This window comes from Polaromonas sp. P1_E11 (genome assembly GCF_056405995.1).
In genome coordinates this window covers 1,431,319-1,449,996 of the sequence record NZ_JBFUBA010000001.1, presented here as the reverse complement: position 1 = coordinate 1,449,996, position 18,678 = coordinate 1,431,319, and the positions used below count along the sequence as shown (strand labels likewise).

The 18,678-nt window shown below is 64.3% G+C and carries 16 protein-coding genes; 3 read left to right on the top strand and 13 right to left on the bottom strand.

The genetic code is table 11. From position 1 onward, the window contains the following. Positions 1-193 precede the first annotated feature (193 nt). A complete protein-coding gene (locus AC1D11_RS07080; RefSeq protein ID WP_477647593.1) occupies positions 194-2,137 on the top strand; it encodes a hypothetical protein in 1,944 nt (647 codons plus the stop codon). Positions 2,138-2,196: 59 nt separating this feature from the next. Then, a complete protein-coding gene (locus AC1D11_RS07075; RefSeq protein ID WP_477647592.1) occupies positions 2,197-3,432 on the top strand; it encodes an ABC transporter substrate-binding protein in 1,236 nt (411 codons plus the stop codon). Positions 3,433-3,650: 218 nt separating this feature from the next. On the opposite strand, the gene AC1D11_RS07070 is transcribed toward AC1D11_RS07075, so the two are convergent. Next, on the bottom strand, positions 3,651-3,896 hold the full coding sequence (locus tag AC1D11_RS07070) for a hypothetical protein (protein ID WP_477647591.1): 246 nt from the start codon (positions 3,894-3,896) through the stop codon (positions 3,651-3,653). Between the two features lie 2 nt (positions 3,897-3,898). Continuing rightward, positions 3,899-4,939 carry a 1-aminocyclopropane-1-carboxylate deaminase gene (locus AC1D11_RS07065; RefSeq protein ID WP_477647590.1) on the bottom strand — a complete coding sequence of 347 codons (1,041 nt, stop codon included), beginning with the start codon at positions 4,937-4,939 and terminating at the stop codon, positions 3,899-3,901. A 228-nt stretch (positions 4,940-5,167) separates the two neighbouring features. Here AC1D11_RS07065 and AC1D11_RS07060 point away from each other — a divergent pair, with 228 nt between their 5' ends. Beyond that, entirely contained in the window at positions 5,168-5,632 is a 465-nt protein-coding gene (locus AC1D11_RS07060; RefSeq protein ID WP_477647589.1) for an Lrp/AsnC family transcriptional regulator, read from the top strand. Positions 5,633-5,665: 33 nt separating this feature from the next. Here AC1D11_RS07060 and AC1D11_RS07055 read toward each other — a convergent pair whose 3' ends face one another. The 11 genes from AC1D11_RS07055 to AC1D11_RS07005 form a co-directional block, all read right to left on the bottom strand. Then, positions 5,666-6,064 carry a hypothetical protein gene (locus tag AC1D11_RS07055; RefSeq protein WP_477647588.1) on the bottom strand — a complete coding sequence of 133 codons (399 nt, stop codon included), beginning with the start codon at positions 6,062-6,064 and terminating at the stop codon, positions 5,666-5,668. Beyond that, positions 6,061-6,891, bottom strand: a complete 831-nt coding sequence (locus tag AC1D11_RS07050) for a hypothetical protein (protein WP_477647587.1) — start codon at positions 6,889-6,891, stop codon at positions 6,061-6,063. The genes AC1D11_RS07055 and AC1D11_RS07050 overlap by 4 nt, the downstream gene beginning before the upstream one ends. 270 nt (positions 6,892-7,161) lie before the next feature. After that, on the bottom strand, positions 7,162-9,372 hold the full coding sequence (paoC, locus tag AC1D11_RS07045) for an aldehyde oxidoreductase molybdenum-binding subunit PaoC (protein WP_477647586.1): 2,211 nt from the start codon (positions 9,370-9,372) through the stop codon (positions 7,162-7,164). Further along, a complete protein-coding gene (locus AC1D11_RS07040; protein WP_477647585.1) occupies positions 9,369-10,325 on the bottom strand; it encodes an FAD binding domain-containing protein in 957 nt (318 codons plus the stop codon). Before AC1D11_RS07040 ends, paoC begins: the two co-directional genes overlap by 4 nt. Next, the gene (paoA, locus tag AC1D11_RS07035; protein ID WP_477647584.1) at positions 10,322-10,972 is read right to left on the bottom strand and encodes an aldehyde dehydrogenase iron-sulfur subunit PaoA; all 651 of its coding nucleotides are present in this window, start codon (positions 10,970-10,972) and stop codon (positions 10,322-10,324) included. The genes AC1D11_RS07040 and paoA overlap by 4 nt, the downstream gene beginning before the upstream one ends. Before the next feature lie 282 nt (positions 10,973-11,254). Beyond that, entirely contained in the window at positions 11,255-12,385 is a 1,131-nt protein-coding gene (locus tag AC1D11_RS07030) for a C45 family autoproteolytic acyltransferase/hydolase (protein ID WP_477647583.1), read from the bottom strand. A gap of 130 nt (positions 12,386-12,515) precedes the next feature. Further along, positions 12,516-14,072 (bottom strand): ABC transporter substrate-binding protein, encoded by a 1,557-nt coding sequence (locus tag AC1D11_RS07025; protein WP_477647582.1) that lies wholly within the window; start codon positions 14,070-14,072, stop codon positions 12,516-12,518. Positions 14,073-14,089: 17 nt separating this feature from the next. Beyond that, positions 14,090-15,769: an ABC transporter ATP-binding protein gene (locus AC1D11_RS07020; protein ID WP_477651433.1), complete on the bottom strand. Its 1,680-nt coding sequence runs from the start codon at positions 15,767-15,769 to the stop codon at positions 14,090-14,092. Further along, entirely contained in the window at positions 15,766-16,587 is an 822-nt protein-coding gene (locus AC1D11_RS07015) for an ABC transporter permease (protein WP_477647580.1), read from the bottom strand. The genes AC1D11_RS07020 and AC1D11_RS07015 overlap by 4 nt, the downstream gene beginning before the upstream one ends. After that, the gene (locus AC1D11_RS07010; RefSeq protein WP_477647579.1) at positions 16,584-17,528 is read right to left on the bottom strand and encodes an ABC transporter permease; all 945 of its coding nucleotides are present in this window, start codon (positions 17,526-17,528) and stop codon (positions 16,584-16,586) included. Before AC1D11_RS07010 ends, AC1D11_RS07015 begins: the two co-directional genes overlap by 4 nt. A 32-nt stretch (positions 17,529-17,560) precedes the next feature. Further along, on the bottom strand, positions 17,561-18,460 hold the full coding sequence (locus tag AC1D11_RS07005; protein ID WP_477647578.1) for an alpha/beta hydrolase: 900 nt from the start codon (positions 18,458-18,460) through the stop codon (positions 17,561-17,563). Positions 18,461-18,678 lie beyond the last annotated feature (218 nt).

The following is an 18,678-nucleotide window of genomic DNA, read 5'->3' as shown; positions in this document are numbered from 1 at the left end:
GTATCCATGCTGGCGCCCAAAAAATTTGCATTTCTGGTGATGCTCCCTCTGTAAGCCGTCACGCTGAAAATTCTGACAAACGTCACAAAATGTGGAAGACGAAAAGTTACCTGGCAGGGCAGTAGCAACCGCCTTGTCAAAGGTATTACTGCAGCGTATCTTGCGATCAAACAAGCACAGCAGGGGGACGCGCTTGAAAAAGTTGAAGTTGCTGACTTTTCACGCCAGGTCGATTCGCTCCCACCTGTTCTGGACCTATGCCGCGCTGGGTACGGTGCTTGTGGTGGCGCTCATGGTACTGGCTGAGCTGGCCGCAAGCCGCATCGTGCTCGACGGCGCGCAGCGTGAGCTGGAGCAACTGGGCCGCCGCACGCAGGAGCAGCTGCTGCGCTTTCAGGAACCGGCCCGTGCCTGGCTGGAAGCCACCACCAACGACCCGCACGCCGGCCTCGAAGGTGAGAACGACATTTCGGTGCAGCGCATGCAGATGTCGATGCAAAACCGCTATCCCCAGATCGCCTCGCTGGTGTTCGGTTACCCGGACGGCAGTTACCTGCAGAGCATGGTGCTGCGCACCGAACGTGACCGGACCTGGGCCAAATCGCTGCCGGAAGCCCGCTACGCGGAGCAGATCATCCGGGTCGACGAACACGAAAAGCGGGTGGAGGAGTGGGTCTTTTACGACCAGCAAATGACCGCCATCGCCAGCGAACGGCGTCCCTGGGGCAACCGCTACGACCCCCGCAGCAGGCCCTGGTACGAGGGGGTGAGCGAGTTGAACCTGGGCACCTTCCAGGCCACCGACCCCTTTGTGCTGCAGCTTCCGGCGGAGTTCGGCATGGCGTTGTCACGGCCGCTCAGCGGGCCGAAGGGCGGCGTTGCAGCGGTAACGTTCACGGTCGCGGGCCTTTCGGATTTTCTGCGTGCGCGCAGCCAGGAAAGCCACGCCGAGCTGATCCTCTTTGATGAGCAGGGCCGCGTCTGGGGCTGGTCCGATGCAGACCGCCTTCGCCGTCTTCTGGCGTCCGGGCGGCCCGTGAGCCTTGCCGCGCTGAATGACCCCCTGTATGCCGCGTTGCCGCCGTTGATGACGCAGGCTTCGCTGAAAGATACGCCGATTCATTCAGTCGACGGCGCCGACGGCCAGCGTTTTGCTGCAGTGGTGGTGCCGATCGAAGGCGTGTTCAGCCGCAAGGCCTATGTGGCCCTCGTGTCTGACCAGAACCTGCTGCTGGCGCAGGTGCGGCGCATGCGCTGGATGCTGCTGGGGGTGGGCGTGGCCGGGCTGGTGCTTCTGATGCCCATGCTGTTCTGGATGGCCAACCGGCTGGCCAGGCCCCTGAAAAACCTGGTGCGCTCGGCCAGGCACATCCGGCAATTTGAATTCGACAGCGACATTCCCCAGGACAGCGACATCGCCGAGGTGCGCCGCCTGCAGGAGTCGCTGGCGCTGGCACGCATTGCGCTGCAGGGATTTTCGCGTTACGTGCCGCGGCCGCTGGTTCAGCATTTCATTGCCAACCGCCTGACGCCGCAGGCCGGCGTCGAGCAACGCGAGCTGGCCGTGCTGTGCGCCGCGCTGGACGACGACCACGCCACGGCCATGACCTGGTCGCCGCATGCCGACCACTACCTGCAGATCCTGGCGGTGGAAGTGGCGCAGGGCAAGGGCATGATGGACCGCTACGAAAGCTGCACCGCCGTTGCACTGTGGAACACACCGCTCAATGTGTCCAACCCGGCGGGCTACGCCTGCGAGGCCGCGCTGCGCGCGGTGGACTCCATGAAGGCGCTGGCCGAAGGCCTTGATGTACCGGTCAAGCCACCGCGCTTCGGCCTGGATTTTGGCAATGCCACCGTCGGCAACTTCGGCACCTGGGACCACCTGACCTTTACCGCAGTGGGCGCACCGCTGGACCGGGCCCGGGCGCTGGCGCGGCAGGCCAATGCGCTGGGCGTGAACATCGCCGCCAGCCGCGCGGTGGCGCTTTCGGCCGCGCGGTTTTTCCGTTTCAGGCTGGTGGCCACAGTGCCGCTGGGCCCGAAAGATGAGCCCTGCGAGGTGTATGAGCTCCTGGAAAGAATAGACCACGAACACCATGCGAAACACGAAGGGGTGAGCCTGCCGGCCGTGTGAGCTGCAGGTTTGCGCCGCCGGGTCCGCGTGGCTGTTCTTCATGTGAAAGAGGGGTCTTTATGGCCGGCAGATCAATGTTGACGCGCAGGCACTGGCTGCGCCAGGGTGCCGGCCTGGCCGGTGCAGCGGCGGTGGGCGTTGCGCAGCTTGCCCGCGCGCAGGCCGGCAAGCCGTTCACGATGTCCTATGGCTGGGTTCCGTGGGCAGCAGGTAACTCGCCGGTCACGCAGCACATGATCAACAAAAAGCTGATCGAAAAACACGCGGCGGAATTTGGCTACGACCTCACCATGGATTACCGCGCCTACCCCGCAGCAGCCCCGCAAGTCGAGGCCCTGGCCGCCGGCCAGCTCGACATGGCCATGTGGGGCAACACGCCGACGCTGCGCGCCATTGTCGCGAAGCTTCCGTTCAGCCTGGTGTCGGTGGCGGAGGGGCGGCTGCGCTTTTTGCTGTGCACGCGCAAGGACTCGCCCATCCGCAACGTGCAGGACCTCAAGGGAAAGACGGTCGGCACGCTGGTGGGTGCAGACCCGTACAACGCGTTCACGCAAATCCTGCGCTATGAGCTGGGCAACCCCGATCCGGCCGCGCACGGCATCCGCATGGTGCACCTGCCCACCTTGCCCGAAGCTGCGCAGGTGCCCAGCGGCGTGGACGCCACGCTCGCCGTGTACCCGGCCTTCCTGAAAGCGCAGTCCACGGGCACGGTGGCTGTGATGAACTCCTACGGCTATACCGAAGCCCAGTACGACGGCCCCGCCGGCAAGGGCGCTGGAATTTTGCTGCCCTCGGTGAAGAACTCACCCTTTTACCCCGATGGCTATTACCTGCACCGGTCCTTCCGCATCGTGCATAACAACATCGTGGAAAAACACCCCAACCTCGTGCTGGCCTTTCTGCTGGCGCAGCAGGAGGCCGTGAGCGCGCTCAGCCAGGCGGACCCCGAGGCCGTCTCGCAACTGGTCAAGTCCTACTGGGGGCTGTCGCCGGCAGATGGCGCCAGGGTGGTTCGCGACGAAGTCGTGTTCCGCCGCGGCTGGGCCTGGTCCACCGAAGGTGACGCGCTGGCCTTGTTTGCCACCTCCAAAATGATTGCAGGCGCAAAAATCATTCCGCAGCCCTTGAGCTGGGCGCAGGTGAAAAGTGTGTTCGTGCAAACCGCGCCGCTGGCCAAACAGGCTTACGAGCGGCTCGGTGCCAAACCCGCCATCACGGAATTCCAGAGCGCGAAGGTCGGCGACCTGCGCGGCCTGCCGTCATGGGAGATGACGCGCTGGAAAGACCGGACCTAGCGGTTTGCGGGCTGCAGTTTGCTATTAAAAATATAGCTGCTTGCGCCCGTATTCATTGAGCTGCAACTGATTTTCATGCATAAAAACGGGCTTTTCGAGGCGATTTCGGGTGTGCGAAGGCCCCGGAGCCCACTTTTCAGGCATAAAAAAGGCCAGCAACCCAATAATTTCGGGCGCTGGCAGCTATTTAATTGATAGCAATACTCCGATGCCCACGCTCAGATGCAGGCCAGCTCCACCCATTGATGCAGCGTGTCCGGCTGCCGTATCACCTGCACCAGGCTGGCAGCCGGCCCGTTTTTGCTGATGGCCAGCACCACGGTGTGCACGGAAGGGTCATTCAGTGCCGCACGCAGCAGGGGCATGCCGGCGCTCTCGGGTGCTTCAGCGTCAAGGGGCGCCGCACGCAAGGCTTCCACCAGTCGCGTTGCCAGCGCCACGGTCAGTGCTGCAGGCCGTTCCATGTTCAGCCGTTGCGGAAAAGGAAGCTGTAGGCGTTGAGCGCCGGCACGCCGCCCAGGTGCGCATACAGCACGCGTGAGCCGGCCGGAAACTCGCCGCGCCGCACCATGTCGATCATGCCCTGCATCGATTTGCCTTCGTACACCGGGTCGGTCAGCATGCCCTCCTGGCGGGCGCACAGGCGAATCGCCTCCAGCGTGCCTTCGGACGGCAGGCCGTATTCGGGGCCGCCGTAGCGGGTGTCGAGCACGACGTCTTTTTCGGTGATGGGGCGGCCGAGCTCTACCAGCTTCGCGGTGTTCTGTGCAATGCGCACAATCTGCGCGTGGGTCTGGGCGGGCTTGGCCGACGCATCGATGCCGATTACCCGGTCAGCGCGGCCGTCTGCCGCAAAGCCCACCACCATGCCGGCCTGCGTGCTGCCGGTGACGGAGCACACCACGATGTAGTCAAACTTGAAGCCCAGCTCGGCCTCTTGCGCGCGCACTTCTTCGGCAAAGCCGACAAAACCCAGGCCGCCATACGGGTGCTCTGAACAGCCCGCCGGAATCGGGAAGGGCTTGCCGCCCTTCTTGCGCACGTCTTCCATCGCCTGCTCCCAGCTCGGGCGGATGCCGATGTCAAAACCCGCCGCGTCCAGGCGCACGTCGGCGCCCATGATGCGCGACATCTCGATATTGCCCACGCGGTCATACACCGCGTCGGAGTAGTTGACCCAGTTCTCCTGCACCAGCACGCACTTCATGCCCAGGTGCGCCGCCACCGCTGCGACCTGGCGCGTCTGGTTCGACTGGATGCCGCCTATCGACACCAGCGTGTCGCAGCCCTGCGCCAGCGCCTCGGGGATCAGGTATTCCATCTTGCGTGTCTTGTTGCCGCCGAACGCCAGGCCGCTGTTGCAGTCTTCGCGCTTGGCAAACAGCTCGACCTTGCCGCCCAGGTGGGCGCTCAGGCGCTTGAGCGGCTGTATCGGGCTGGGCCCGAAGGTCAGGGAGTGCTTTGCAAATTTCTGGAGCTGGAGCGGGTATTGGAGTGGGGTAGGCATGGAAGTTTTTCTCGGTTGAAGCCCTGGTGCGTAGACTGAAATGGCCGCAAAAAAGGAGGGCATGTGGGTGAAGGGTTGGGTGCAGTCCTGAATCAAATCGTATCGCCGGGCCTGTGGAATGAATTGCATACTTCAGCGAATAAAGTGACTCAGGAATATTTGAATTGGATAAACGCACAATTTATTTTGTTGAATTGCCATTTGGTGCAAGATTTGTACAATCCCCCAATGGAAAAAGAACTCGACCGGGTAGACCGCAAGCTCCTGAAGCTGCTGCAGCAGGACGCCTCATTGCCCAACATGCAGCTGGCCGAAAAAACCAACCTCAGCGCACCGGCCTGCTCCAGGCGGGTGGCCAGGCTCAAGGAGCTGGGGCTGATCCGCAAGACCGTGGTGCTGGTCAACCCGCGTGCGCTGGGCTACAACGGCCTGGTCATCATCGGTGTCGTGCTCGACCGCTCCACCACCGACTCATTCGCCGCGTTTGAAAAAGCCGCCGCCGGCCTCACGGGTTGCCTCGAGGTGCAACTGGTGACCGGCGAGTTTGATTATTTTGTGAAGCTGCGCATCAAAAGCATCGACTCGTTCAACGAGATGCACAGCGCCCAGCTTGTGGCGCTGCCCGGCGTGCGGCAGGTGCGCACCTTTGTGTGCCTCAAGGAAGTGTTCGAGACGACCGTCATTCCGGTCTGAAGTGGTGGGCTGGACCCGGGATCAATTGCGCAGTCAATCCTTGCGCTCTTCGTAAGCCGGGTCAGCCGAATACGCCGGGCGAATCCGCGTCTTTTTAACAATGCCGGCCGGTGTGAACAGAATCACCAGCTCCGGGTTGGCCGCAGTGGGTTGCGGCGTTTTTTTCCGGTAGACCCACACCTCCAGCCCGCTGTCGAACTTCACCGACGTGGCGGCGTCGCCCAGCGCGGCCACCACATCGGCCTTGGTGGATTGCCCGGCCACGATGGCGCCCTGCGCGCTTTCCATCGTCATGGCCGGGTCGCGAAAAGGCGGCGGTGCTTCCTCGCGGCCGAACAATCCCCCCGGGCCCGCGCAGCCGGCCAGCCACAGGCAGGCAAGCAGCATCGCACCGGCATGCCGCAACGTTTGACGGGGCAGGGTTTTCATCATGGCCCGTCCATGTACTCAAACTCCACCAGCGTGTCGTCCGGCCAGCTCCGGTCGCCCAGCGGCAAGACGTAAGTGCGGTCCACCAGCACCTCGCAGTCGCAATACGGCAGGTCGCCGTTCAGGTTGGGGTCGTCGCTGGCGGCGGCGTACAGCTTGTCGATGGAAAGAATCTCCCGCCGCGGGCCATTGACCATGGCCACGCTGAACAAAGGCCGGTCTGCAAAGAAAAGATAAAGCGGCGCCTTCCTGTCGCAATAGGCCGGCGTATCCAGAATCACCCGCGCCAGCCGGCCGATCACGTTGGTGGTATTCGACACCAGGCCCGCCTCCATGCCCACCTGGCACTCCAGCCGCAAGTCCCCCAGCCGACGCGTGTTGGGCGGCAGGCCCGGCGTGCGAATCTCGGTGCGCCACGTCATGGTCTGCGCCTTCCGGTTCGGAATCACCTGCGCGTTTTCGCCAAACGCCTTGGGGTCACGCTCCAGCGTAAAGGTATGGTCCGGCGCCACCGCCACGCCAAACGCCACCGTCGTCCCGATGACCTCCATCTCGATGCGGTCCATCTCCGTTTCGCGCTTGCGCGGCAAGAGTTTGAAGCGCAGCGACGCGTTGGGCGCCATGGCGGCGCGCTGTTTCTCGAAAAGGTCCATGCCGCGGACCATCTTGCGGTAGGACTTTTCGACGGGGTCGCGGTTAGCCTTGGCCGCGATCGTGACCTGCGGCAATGTGCCTGCGGCTTTGTCCTGCGCAGCGGTGCCCAGGCACGCAGCGGCCAGGGCTGACGCCAGGATCAGCCGTGTGGCGAGGCGAAAAGGGCGGGTTGACATGGCACCGTCAGTACGGAACGGATTCACAGGTAAAACCAATCCTAGTGCGCGCGAACACGCTGCTGTGTAGGACTTGTTCCAGCGGTGCGGCGGGCCGCCGTTCTGCTCGCCGGTGGGCCTCTGCAAGGCGTTCAGGGTTGAACAGGGGTGCTATTAAATCAGGAGCTGCTTGCGCCCGTATTGATTGGGTTTCAGGCACTTTTTATGCCTAAAGCAGGCACTTTTAAGGTGTCTTCCACGCCCGCCGCCGGCGTGATGAGGCGCCGGCGCTCACACCAGCGCCGGCAGGCTGTCCAGCACTTTGTCCAGTGTGATCGGGTAGTGGCGCACCCGCGCGCCGGTGGCGTTGTAGACCGCATTGGCCACTGCCGCGCCAACGCCGCAGATGCCGAGTTCACCCACGCCCTTGGCCTTCATCGGCGATGAGGTTGGGTCGGTCTCTTCCAGGAAGATCACGTCCTGGTGCGGAATGTCGGCATGCACCGGCACCTCGTAGCCCGCCAGGTCGTGGTTCACAAAAAACCCGTGGCGCTTGTCGACGGCGAGTTCTTCCATCAGCGCCGCGCCCACGCCCATGGTCATCGCGCCTATCACCTGGCTGCGCGCGCTCTTGGGGTTGAGGATGCGGCCCGCGGCGCAGACGGCCAGCATGCGCCGCACGCGAATCTCGCCGGTGTAGATGTCAACGCCCACTTCCACAAAGTGCGCGCCGAAGGTCGACTGCTGATATTTTTTGCCGAGGTCGCCGAACTCGATGGTGTCTTCGACCACCAGGCCCGCCGCACCGGCGGCTTCGGCCAGCGGCACACTGCGGCCGCCTGCGCTGACCATGCCGTCGGTAAAGGTCACCCCTTCCTGCGGCATTCCCAGTTTTTGGGCGACGGCTTCGCGCAGCTTCATGCAGGCGGCGTACACGCCCGACGTGGAGCTGTTCGCGCCCCATTGCCCGCCGGAGCCGGCCGACACGGGAAAGGCGGAGTCACCCAGCCGCACAAACACCTTTTGCAGCGGCACGCCCATGACTTCAGCGGCGGTCTGCGCAATGACGGTGTAGGTGCCGGTGCCGATATCGGTCATGTCGGTTTCGACCGTGACAAGACCGGTGTTGTCCAGCCGCACGCGCGCACCAGACGTCATAGTCAGGTTGTTGCGAAAAGCCGAGGCGACACCCAGGCCCACCAGCCAGCGTCCTTCACGCAGCTGGCCCGGTTTGGCTACGCGCCGGCTCCAGCCGAAGGTTTGCGCGCCGGTTCTCAGGCATTGAATCAACTGGCGCTGGGAGTAAGCGCGCGCTGGCTTTTCAGGGTCTACCTGCGTGTCGTTGAGGACGCGGAATTCCACCGGGTCCATGCCCAGCTTTTCGGCCATTTCATCCATCGCGATTTCGAGCGCCATCAGGCCGGGCGCCTCGCCCGGTGCGCGCATCGCATTGCCCTCGGGCAGGTCCAGCACGGCCAGCCGTGTGGCGGTCATACGGTTGGCGCCGGCGTAAAGCAGGCGCGTCTGGTTCACCGCGGTCTCGGGCCCGCCGCCGGGCAGGTCGCCTGACCAGCCTTCATGGCCGATAGAAGTGAGCTTGCCGTCGCGCCCCGCGCCCAGGCGTATGCGCTGGATGGTGGCCGGCCGGTGGGTGGTGTTGTTCATCATCAGCGGCCGCTGCAGCGCGACCTTGACCGGCCGCCGCACCGCGCGCGCGCCCAGCGCGGCCAGCAACACATCGGCACGCAGGAAAAGCTTGCCGCCGAAGCCCCCGCCGATAAAGGGCGACACCAGCCTGACGTTGGCTTTGGGGATGCCCAGCGTCTTCGCCAGATCGCCCACGCCCCAGTCGATCATCTGGTTGGCTGTCCACACTGTGAGCTTGTCGCCCGTCCACGCGGCGATGGTGGCGTGCGGCTCCATCATCGCGTGGGACTGGTCGGGCGTGGTGTAGGTGGCGTCCAGCTGCACAGGCGCCGCGGCAAAGGCGCCCGCGAAATCGCCCATCTTCGTTTCAGGTTCTCCCGAAAAATCAGACGCCTTGGCCAGCGGCGCGCCGTCTTTTTCGCTTGCCAGGTTGAACTTGCCCGGCGTGCTCTCGTAGGTGATGCGCACGAGTTGCGCGGCGGCGCGCGCCTGCTCAAACGTGTTGGCTACCACCAGCGCCACGGCCTGGTGGTAGTGGTCGATTTCCGGCCCGCCCAGCAGCCTGGCGGTGTTGAAGCTGCCCTTGGTGAGCTTGCCGGCGTTCTCTGCCGTGACGATGGCCAGCACGCCCGGCGCGGTGCGGGCCGCGCGCAAATCCATCGACGCGATGCGGCCCTTGGCGATGCCGGCGCCTACGACGTAGCCGTAGGCCGCGTCCGGTGCGGCGTCGTGGCGCTCGTAGGCGTAGGGTGCGGTGCCGGTGGTTTTGAGCGGGCCGTCAATGCGGTCGGTGGGCTTGCCGATGACCTTGAGCTGGTCAATGGGGTTGGTGGTGGCCGGGGTGTCGAACTTCACGATGCGCTCCTCGCCTGGGCCAGCACGGCGGCGATGGTTCGCTCTGCCAGTGGCAATTTGAAGGCGTTGTCATGTGTCGGCGTTGCGCCGGCCAGCACGCCGGCCGCAAGAGCCCGCGCACCCTGCGGCATGGCGGCCTCTGCGGCTTCAACGCGCCAGGGCTTGTGCGCCACGCCGCCCAGGGCGAGCTTGCCGGAGCCATCACGCTGCACGATGGCAGCCACGGAAACGAGCGCGAAGGCGTAAGAGGCGCGGTCACGCACCTTGCGGTAGATGTGCACACCGCCGGCCGGGCGCGGCAGCGTCACAGCGGTGATCAGCTCACCGGGCTCCAGCGTGTTTTCGATGTGCGGCGTTTCGCCTGGCAGCCGGTGAAAGTCGGCAATCGGAATGACACGCGCACGCCCGTCGGCCCGCACGGTTTCTACCGATGCGTCGAGCACCCGCATGGCAACAGCCATATCACTCGGGTGGGTGGCGATGCAGGCGGTGCTGGTGCCGATGATGCCGTGCTGGCGGTTCACGCCCCCGATGGCGCTGCAGCCGCTGCCCGGCTGGCGCTTGTTGCAGGGCTGGTCGGTGTCGTAAAAATAGGGGCAACGTGTGCGCTGCAGCAGGTTGCCGGCGGTGGTCGCCTTGTTGCGCAACTGGCCCGAGGCACCGGCGAGCAAGGCCCGCGACAGCACGCCGTAGTCGCGCCGCACGCGCTCGTCGGAGGCGAGCGCGGTGTTGCGCACCATCGCGCCCACACGCAGGCCGCCCTCGGGCGTCGCTTCAATTTTGTCCAGCGCCAGCCCGTTCACGTCGACAAGATGCGCAGGCGCTTCGATCTGCAGCTTCATCAAATCAAGCAGGTTGGTGCCGCCTGCGATGAACCTGGCTGACGGGTTGCGGGCCACCGCTGCGGCGGCTTGCGCCGGCGAGGTGGCGCGCTCGTATGTGAAGGGTTTCATGCCTGCGCCCCCGCTACTTCGGTGATGGCTTCAACGATGTTGGAGTAGGCGCCGCAGCGGCAGATGTTGCCACTCATGCGCTCGCGGAGCTCGTCGGGCGAGAGCAGCGGCCGAGCGGTAATGTCCGCGCTGACGTGGCTGGGGACGCCCCGGCGCAGCTCGTCGAGTGCGCCGACGGCAGAGCAGATCTGGCCCGGCGTGCAGTAACCGCACTGGTAGCCGTCATGCTTGACAAAGGCTGTCTGCAGCGGGTGCATGCGCTGCAAGGTTCCCAGGCCTTCGATGGTGGTCACCTTGCTGCCCTCATGCATCACGGCCAGCGTCAGGCAGGAATTGATGCGCTGCCCGTCGAGCAGCACAGTGCAGGCGCCGCACTGCCCATGGTCGCAGCCCTTTTTGGTACCGGTAAGGTGCAGATGCTCGCGCAAGGCATCGAGCAGCGTGGTGCGCGTGTCCAGGTTCAGGGTGTGGGCCGCGCCGTTGACCTCGATGGTCACGCGCCCCTGAGGGACGGAGCCGGGTGCGGCGAGCGGTGAAGAGGGGGCTGCAGTGGCGTCTGATGGCATAGTGGTCACAGCCGCTGAGGCGGCACTAGCGATCAGGATACCTCGCCGGGAGATGGTGAGTGCATCGGTGGGGCTTTCCATGGCTTCTGCCTTTGTCCTTTAAGAGGGAGTGGGGAGTGGCGAGGTAACCGCCAGCATCCCGGAGCAGGGCCGGTTGCGCTGTAGGAAACAGGCTTGGTGGGGAGTCAGTTGCCGCCACTGCCGCCGCCGCGTCGAGGTCAGGAAGCACGCCCGGCGCCTCCTCCTATTTCTTTTGCCTTACTTTGCAGACAAGTTGTCAAGCGAGCCAAAGCCTTGAACCCGACCGCGCAGTACCTCGATCCGTTGGCAGCAGCAATCCTGCAAAGGGGCTGCGCGATGCGCTCAGGCAGAAATCCTGGGCTCTTCCGTCAGGCTGTAGCAGGTGAACACCTTGTTCAGGGCCGGCAGGGGCGCCACTTCCATTTCCCCCACTGCGGGTTCCATGATGACCATGGCGACCGTGGCTGAGAGGTTGTCGTGGCTGCCGATGCGGGGCGGGCGGCAGACGGAGTAGGGCAGGCCGAAGTTGTCGAAAAACGCGTTCTTCAATTCCTGGCGGCCCAGCTTGTCTTGCTGGTTCAGCAGCTTGCGCACGCGCCAGTCGCGGTAGTGGCTGTCGGGTGATTGGGAAATGCCCATGTCCACCAGCTTGCTGAGGGCGACGGGGCTTATCCAGTGGTTGGCGTGCACGATCAGGTTGTCGGCGCCGGGATAAATCGGAAACGATTCGTTGGTGGTGCATTCAAAGTCGATGCCGAAGCCCTGCGACATGCCCAGCATGATGTTGTTGGAGCAGGACTTGGGTGTGGCGGCGACGGCCTTCATGGCCAGCGAAAAAATCTCCTGCTCCAGCACCTTGCGGCGGATCAGCGACAACGGCACACCCAGCTGCTTGAAGTCGCGGTCTGACTCGAGGTAGTTGGCGGTGATGGACACGCCCGCGCTGTTGAAGCCGCTGCGGGCCAGCCCGCCGGCTTCGACAAAGGTCAGGAAGTCGGGGCCGTTGTCATTGCGCACGCGCAGCACGACGGAGGTCTCGACGCACTCGGCGCGCCAGTCCCAGTTCTGGCCATGCAGCAGGTTGCCGTTGGCCGAACGCTCGGGCAGGATGAGGGCGCCGGTGCAGCCGTCGCCGGGTTCCTGGTCGGCAGCCTTGACCTTGTCGGCGCGGGCCTTGGCCAGCACCTCGGTGCGGGCGTTGATCATCACGATGTCCTGGAAGTCCACGCCTGCGCCCTCGGCGATGCCGCGCATCTCGTCGATGTAGTGGGGTGCGAAGTTGCCGATTTCCTTGGCGAAGAAGTCGATCAAGCGCGCGCGTGCCTGTTCGCTGTAGCCCAGGTTGATCAGCGTCTGGCCGTACAGGCGCGCGCTGCCGCGTACCCGGTCGGCGGCTTGCTGCCCGTACTGCAGGCCGCGTTCATGCGGGCTGCCGGAAACCGAAATAAAAGGGAATTGCTCGATGTTTGCCATGTGCTGTGCTGCCGTAAAAAATGGGTCGGAAGGCGTGCCTTGGAGGCGATAGCGGCCGCCGCGAGGCGTACCTGTCCAGGCCTTGTGCGCGGTGCGCATCAAGGCGAATCAGAAGCAATGCTGCAAAGGCCTACCTGGCGGCCAGCTTGGTATTCCAGAGCAGCGGCTTGCCTTCCCACACCGTGAACCCGTTCACGCGTTTGCGCACGGCCCACGAATCGGTCACGTTGTAGAGGATGACCAGCGGCGTCTTGGCGATCATCAACGCGTGCAGCTGGTCAAACAAGGCCTGGCGCTTCTTCGGGTCGGCTTCGGCGAAGCTCTGGTCGATCAGCTTTTGCGCGACCGGGTCGTCCCACACCTTGCGCGGCTGCTTGGCCTTGTTGCCCGAGAACTGCTCATAGCTCAGGGCCGGGTCCAGGCGGGAAGAGTAGGTGAAGGAACTCATCTGGTAGTTGCCGCTGTTGTAGCGGTCCAGCTGGGTTGCCCATTCGAGCACTTCGATCTGCGCGTTGATGCCCACGGCCTGCATCATGGCCTGGCTCATCACCGCGACCGAAAAGCTGGGAACATGGGCGCGTTTGTTGGCCTGGATCACGATAGGCTGGCCCTTGTAGCCGGCTTCCTTCAGCAGCTGCTTGGCCTTGGCTGGGTCGTGGCGGTAGCCTTTTTTCTGGGCCGCCGTGTAGAAGGCCGAGGTGTCCTGGATGGCCGAGTTGTTGACGCGCGCCAGGCCTTCGGACGCGGCCGCGACGAGCTGGTTCATGTCCAGCGACAGCGCGATGGCCTGGCGGATGCGCTCGTCTTTGAGCAGCGGGTCGTTGGTCTGCATCAGCAGCGTGTTCTTGCCCGCATCCACTGCGGCGACCACGCTGAGATTTTTGTTGGCCTTGAGTTCCTGCACGTCGGACGAGGTGATCTGGCCCGCATCGATGGCGCCGGACTGCAGGCCGGCCTTGGAGGTCGACATGTCGGGGACGGTCAAAAACTTGACCTGCCCGACCAGCGGCTTCTTGAGGCCGAGGTAGCCGTCAGGCTTGGTGCCGGGGGGCGACTGGTAGTCGGCAAAGGCGCTGAGCGTCACGTATTCGCCGCGCTTCCATTCTTCAAACTTGAAGGGGCCGGTGCCGATGGGCTTGTCCCAGCTTCCGTCTTCCTTGACGGATTTTTTGTTCAGGACGGCCGTCATGCCGCAGTCGGTGCGGGCCAGGTTGTCAAGAAAGACAGCCGAGGGTTTGTCCAGCTGCATGACCACGGTCTGTGCGTCCGGTGCCGTGACGGAAGTCACCTTGACGCCGGAGCGGCCGTCAAATTCGCTGAGGCAGCGCCAGTCGGTCTTGGGTTCCATGTAGCGCTTCCAGCTCCACAGCACATCGGCCGAAGTCATGGGCTCGCCGTTGTGAAACTTCACGTTGGTGCGCAACTTGAAGATATAGGTCAGGCCGTCGGGGCTGGTGACGATGGAACGCGCCAGCAGTGGGCCGACGGTGCCGTTCTCGTGGTACGCCACCAGGCCTTCGACGATGTTGAGCACCACGCCGTCGGTGGTGTTGTCGCGGTTGACGCCGGGGTTGGTCGAGCGGATGTCGGCCGGCTGCGCGACCACGATTTGCGGGGTCTGGGCCTGGGCCGCGGAACAGGCAGCCAGCACGGCGGTGGCCAGAAATTTCAATCGAAGGGAAAGCATGAAAAGCTCCTTAAAGATCAGACCGGAAGAGGGTGTAGGGGGTTCAGGGCGCCTGCCGGCGCATCGGGCTCGTCAAAACGCCACTTGAGTTGCATGCCGCCCTGGCCGGTGGGCGTGAGCGCAGGAATCGCGGAGAGCAGCTTGCGTGTGTAGGCGTGCTGCGGGTTATCAAACACTTCGTCGCGGCTGCCCTGCTCGATGATCTGGCCGGCCTGCATCACGATCACGCGGTCGGCCACCTGCTCGACCACGCCGAGGTCGTGGCTGATGAAGAGGCAGGCAAAACCGTGGCGCTCCTGCAGCTCGGCCAGCAGCGCCAGCACCTGGGCGCGCACGGTCACGTCGAGTGCGGACACCGGCTCGTCGGCAATCACAAAAGCCGGCTCGCGTATCAGCGCGCGGGCAATCGCCACGCGTTGGCGCTGGCCGCCCGAGAGTTCGTGCGCGTAACGTTGCGCATGCCGGGGCTCCAAACCAACCTCATCAAGCATCTTCGCTACGCGCGTTTGCCGCTCGGCTGAAGAGATGCCAGGAACCAGCCGCAGCCCTTCACCGACCAGTTGGCCAATGCTCATGCGCGGGTTCAGTGATGAGTACGGGTCCTGGAACACCATCTGGCAATTGAGCCGGTAATCGAGCCAGCCCGCGTCGCTGCGCGCGATTGAGCGGCCACGAAAACGGATTTCGCCTTCGGTCGGCTTGAGCAAGCCCGCAATCGCACGGCCCAACGTGGTTTTTCCCGAACCGGAGCCGCCCACCACCGCGACGATCTCGCGCGGGCGCACCACCAGGTCGATGCCGTGCAGCACACGTTTGGCGGTGGACCTGGCAAACAGGCGGCGCTTGCCGGGGTAGTCGAAGACGAGGTTGCGTACTTCGATGACGGGCTGTTCGTCGGCAATCGTGCGCGCGGCTTGCCGGCGCGGGATGGCCTCCAGCAGCTTGCGGGTGTAGTCCTGCTTCGGGCCGGCCAGCAGGGTGGCGGTGTCGCCGGCCTCAACCACTTCGCCCTGCTGCATGACGATCATGCGCTGGGTGTAGCGCGCGACCATGGGCAGGTCGTGACTGATCAGCAGCACGGCGGTGTTGTGTTCGCGCGTGAGGCCGACCATCAGCTCGAGCACATCGCGCTGTACCAGCGCATCCAGGGCAGTGGTCGGCTCGTCGGCGATCAGCAGTGCGGGCTCCAGCAGCATGACAGAGGCCAGCATCATGCGCTGGCGCATGCCGCCAGAGAATTCATGCGGCCATGCGGCGAGCGCGGCCTGCGGGTCGGTGATGCCGACGCGCGCGAGCATGGCCAGGGCCCTGTCGCGCCGTGCGGCCGGCGAGAGCTCGGGCCGGTGCAGGGCCAGGCCTTCGTCGAGCTGCCGGCCAATCGTCATCGAGGGGTTGAGCGAGGTCATGGGCTCCTGGAACACCATGCCGATGCGCGCGCCCCGCAGCTGGCGCAAACGCGCATCGCCGGCCGCCGCCATGTCCTCGCCTTCAAACAAAATGCGGCCCGCGCTGCGCACCAGCGGCAGCGGCGTGAGGCCCATGATGGCGCGCGCCGCCTGGGTCTTGCCGCTGCCGGATTCGCCGACGATGCCAACGATCTCGCCGGGCGCGACGGTGAAGGACACATTGCGCACAATCTCGCGGCCGCCCTTGCCGATGGAAAGGCTCAGACCGGAGACATCGACCAGTTGCGTCATTCGATACCCCTCATGCGCGGGTCCAGCAGATCACGCACCGCGTCGCCCAGGAAGTTGATGCCCAGCAGCGTGAGCGCGATGCACAGGCCCGGGAAGATGGAGAGATAGGTCGCCTGCGCCATAAAGGGCCGGGCCGCGGCCAGCATATTGCCCCAGGTGGGCGCGGGCGGTGGTACGCCCAGGCCCAGGAAGGAGAGCGAACTCTCCGCCAGGATGACCCAGCCGAACATCGAGGTGGCCAACACGGTGAGCGGCGCCACGCAGTTGGGCAGCACGTGGCGGTACATGGTGTAGAGCTCCGAGTTGCCGAGCACGCGCGAGGATTCGATGAATTCCTTTTCACGCAATGACATCACCGTGCCGCGCACGATGCGCGTGACTGAGGGCGTGTAGGCCAGGCCCAGCGCCAGGATGATGCCGTACTTGTTGGCGCCAAAGACGGCGAGCAGCGCCAGCGCCAGCAACAGGCCGGGGAAGGCCAGCAGGGCGTTGACAAAGGCCATGATGATGCGGTCGGTCCAGCCGCGCACAAAGCCCGTCAGCACACCGATGGCGGTGCCTGCGGTGATAGAGAGCAGTACCGTGAGAAAACTGATCCAGACGCTGTTGGAGGCGCCGGCCATGAGGCGCGAGAGTTCGTCGCGGCCGAACTCGTCGGTGCCCAGCCAATAGGTGGCGCTGGGCGGCTTCAGGCGCGCCAGGAAGTTGATCTTGAGCGGCTCGTGCGGCGTCCAGAAGAAGGCCAGCACGGCCGCGGCGAGGATCAGGCCCACGATGAAGAGGCCGATCAGGGCCTGAGGGGTAAGGAATTTTTTCATTCGGCCAGCACCCTGGGGTCGAAGATCGGATAGCAGAGGTCGATGACCAGGTTGGTGATGACATAGATCACGGCAACCAGCAGCAGGCAACCCTGGATCACCGGGTAGTCGCGCGCGAATATCGCGTCGACCAGCAGGCGGCCCAGGCCGGGAATCGTGAACACGGTTTCAACAACGGCCACGCCGCCCAACAGGTTGCCCAGCACCAGGCCGATCAAAGTCCAGGTCGGGCCGAAGGAGTTGCGAAAGGCGTGATGTATCAACACCGCGCGCTCCGACAGGCCCTTGGCGCGCGCATGCGTGATGTAGTCCAGCCGCAGCACTTCCAGCGTGCTGGCCCTGGCCATGCGGATCAGCACGCCGATCTCATGCAGGAACAGCGTGAGGATGGGCATCAGCAGGTACAGCAGGCCTGACTTCCAGTCGTTCATGATCGAGACATAGCCGACCACGGGCAGCCATTCGAGCTTCAGGCCAAAGAAGAGCAGCAGCAACAGGCCGAGCCAGAAGGTAGGGATGGACACCAGCAGGGTGGCGGTGCCGACCAGCATCAGGTCGGGCAGGCGGTTTTGCTTCCACGCGGCGATCATGCCGGCGGGCACCGCGACCAGGGTGGCGAAGAGCACGGCAATGAGCACAATCTGCGCGCTGACCAGGAAGCGGCTCAACACCAGGTGCAACACGGGCTCGCCGGTGTTGATGGACACGCCCAGGTCGCCGCCCAGCACGTGCCGGCCCCAGATGCCGAACTGCACCGGCCAGCTTTTGTCGAGCCCGAGCTGGGCGCGCAGGTCGGCCAGGCGCACCGGGTCGGCGAGGTCACCCAACAGCAGCTGCGCCGGGTCGCCGGGGATGAGCCGGATCAGAACGAAAACGGCCACCGCGACGATCAGCAGCGTCGGTATGGCCATGAAAAGACGGGACAGCGCAAAACGCAGCATGGTCAGTCTTCAGGTTTGAGGTTGGCGTGACATCACTGGGCCCGGCCCGCCGCTTTTTTCCGGACGTCGCGCAGCACGGTCGCGAGGAAGTCCTGCACCGTGTCGACGCAGGCCAGGCCGTCGTGGGGAACGTTGTCGATCAGGTCCAGCGTGACGTTGACGCCGGCCTGCACAAAGGACTGGCGCAAGGTCTCCAGCCGCTCGGGGCGCGTGCGCCCCGCGTCGTTGGCGCCGGCCATGTAGAACTTGCCGCCTTCGCGGTGGGTGATCTCCCAGGTCTCCATGTCGGCCTTGCCGGCCACCATGTGCACCGGCAGGGCTTTGAGGGCCGCAAGATTCAGTGGTTTGCCGAAACGCTTTTCGAAGTCACGCACGCCCACCCACCAGTCTTGCTGGTTGTCGATGAGAGTCACCGAGCCCGGCGCGCCTATGGAAAGCGCCCAGAGGCGCTCGGGATGCAGCAGGGCGAAGCGGTTGACGAACTGGCCGCCGCCGGAGTAACCGAAGAGCGCGAACTTTGAAAAGTCGCAACCGAACTTGAGGGCTACCTCGTCGACCATGCTGAGCAGGATCTGGTCGTAGCGGATGTCGGCTTCGCGCAGGTGCTTGAAGCCGTCGCGGTTGCCGTCGCCCTGCGGACCGGCCGGGAACAGCGGGCACAGCACGATGCAGTCATTCCATTTGGCGAAGGCGGCGAAGGCGTCGCGGTATTCGGTGAAGGCGCGGCCCGTGCCGTGCACCACGACCACGAGCTGCATGGGCTGTTTCGATTCGCCCAGGTGCGGCGGGGCATAGGTGCAGTAGGAAAAGCGCGGGTCGGTGCGCGACGCAAAAATCGTGCTGTGGCCCAGGTCGTAAATGGCTGCCGCCCGTTTCTCCCCAAATGAGGGTGGTGAAGCCGTGCCGGTATTCGCCAGGAGTGCATCAGACATAAATCATCGTCCCAAAAAACAAGCCATACAAGCGGCCGGGCTGTTGCTGCAGAAGCCCGGAAAAGCCGCGCGTTTCGAGGGAGATGCGCCGTTGCGGCGGGAGACATGCGTCCGTCACATAACCCTGTTATGGCGGATTGTTCTCCATCCGGTTTGAAAAATATATCTATATTATGTTTTGAGATGCTAAAGTTATTCTTTTGTATTGGGGCGGTGCG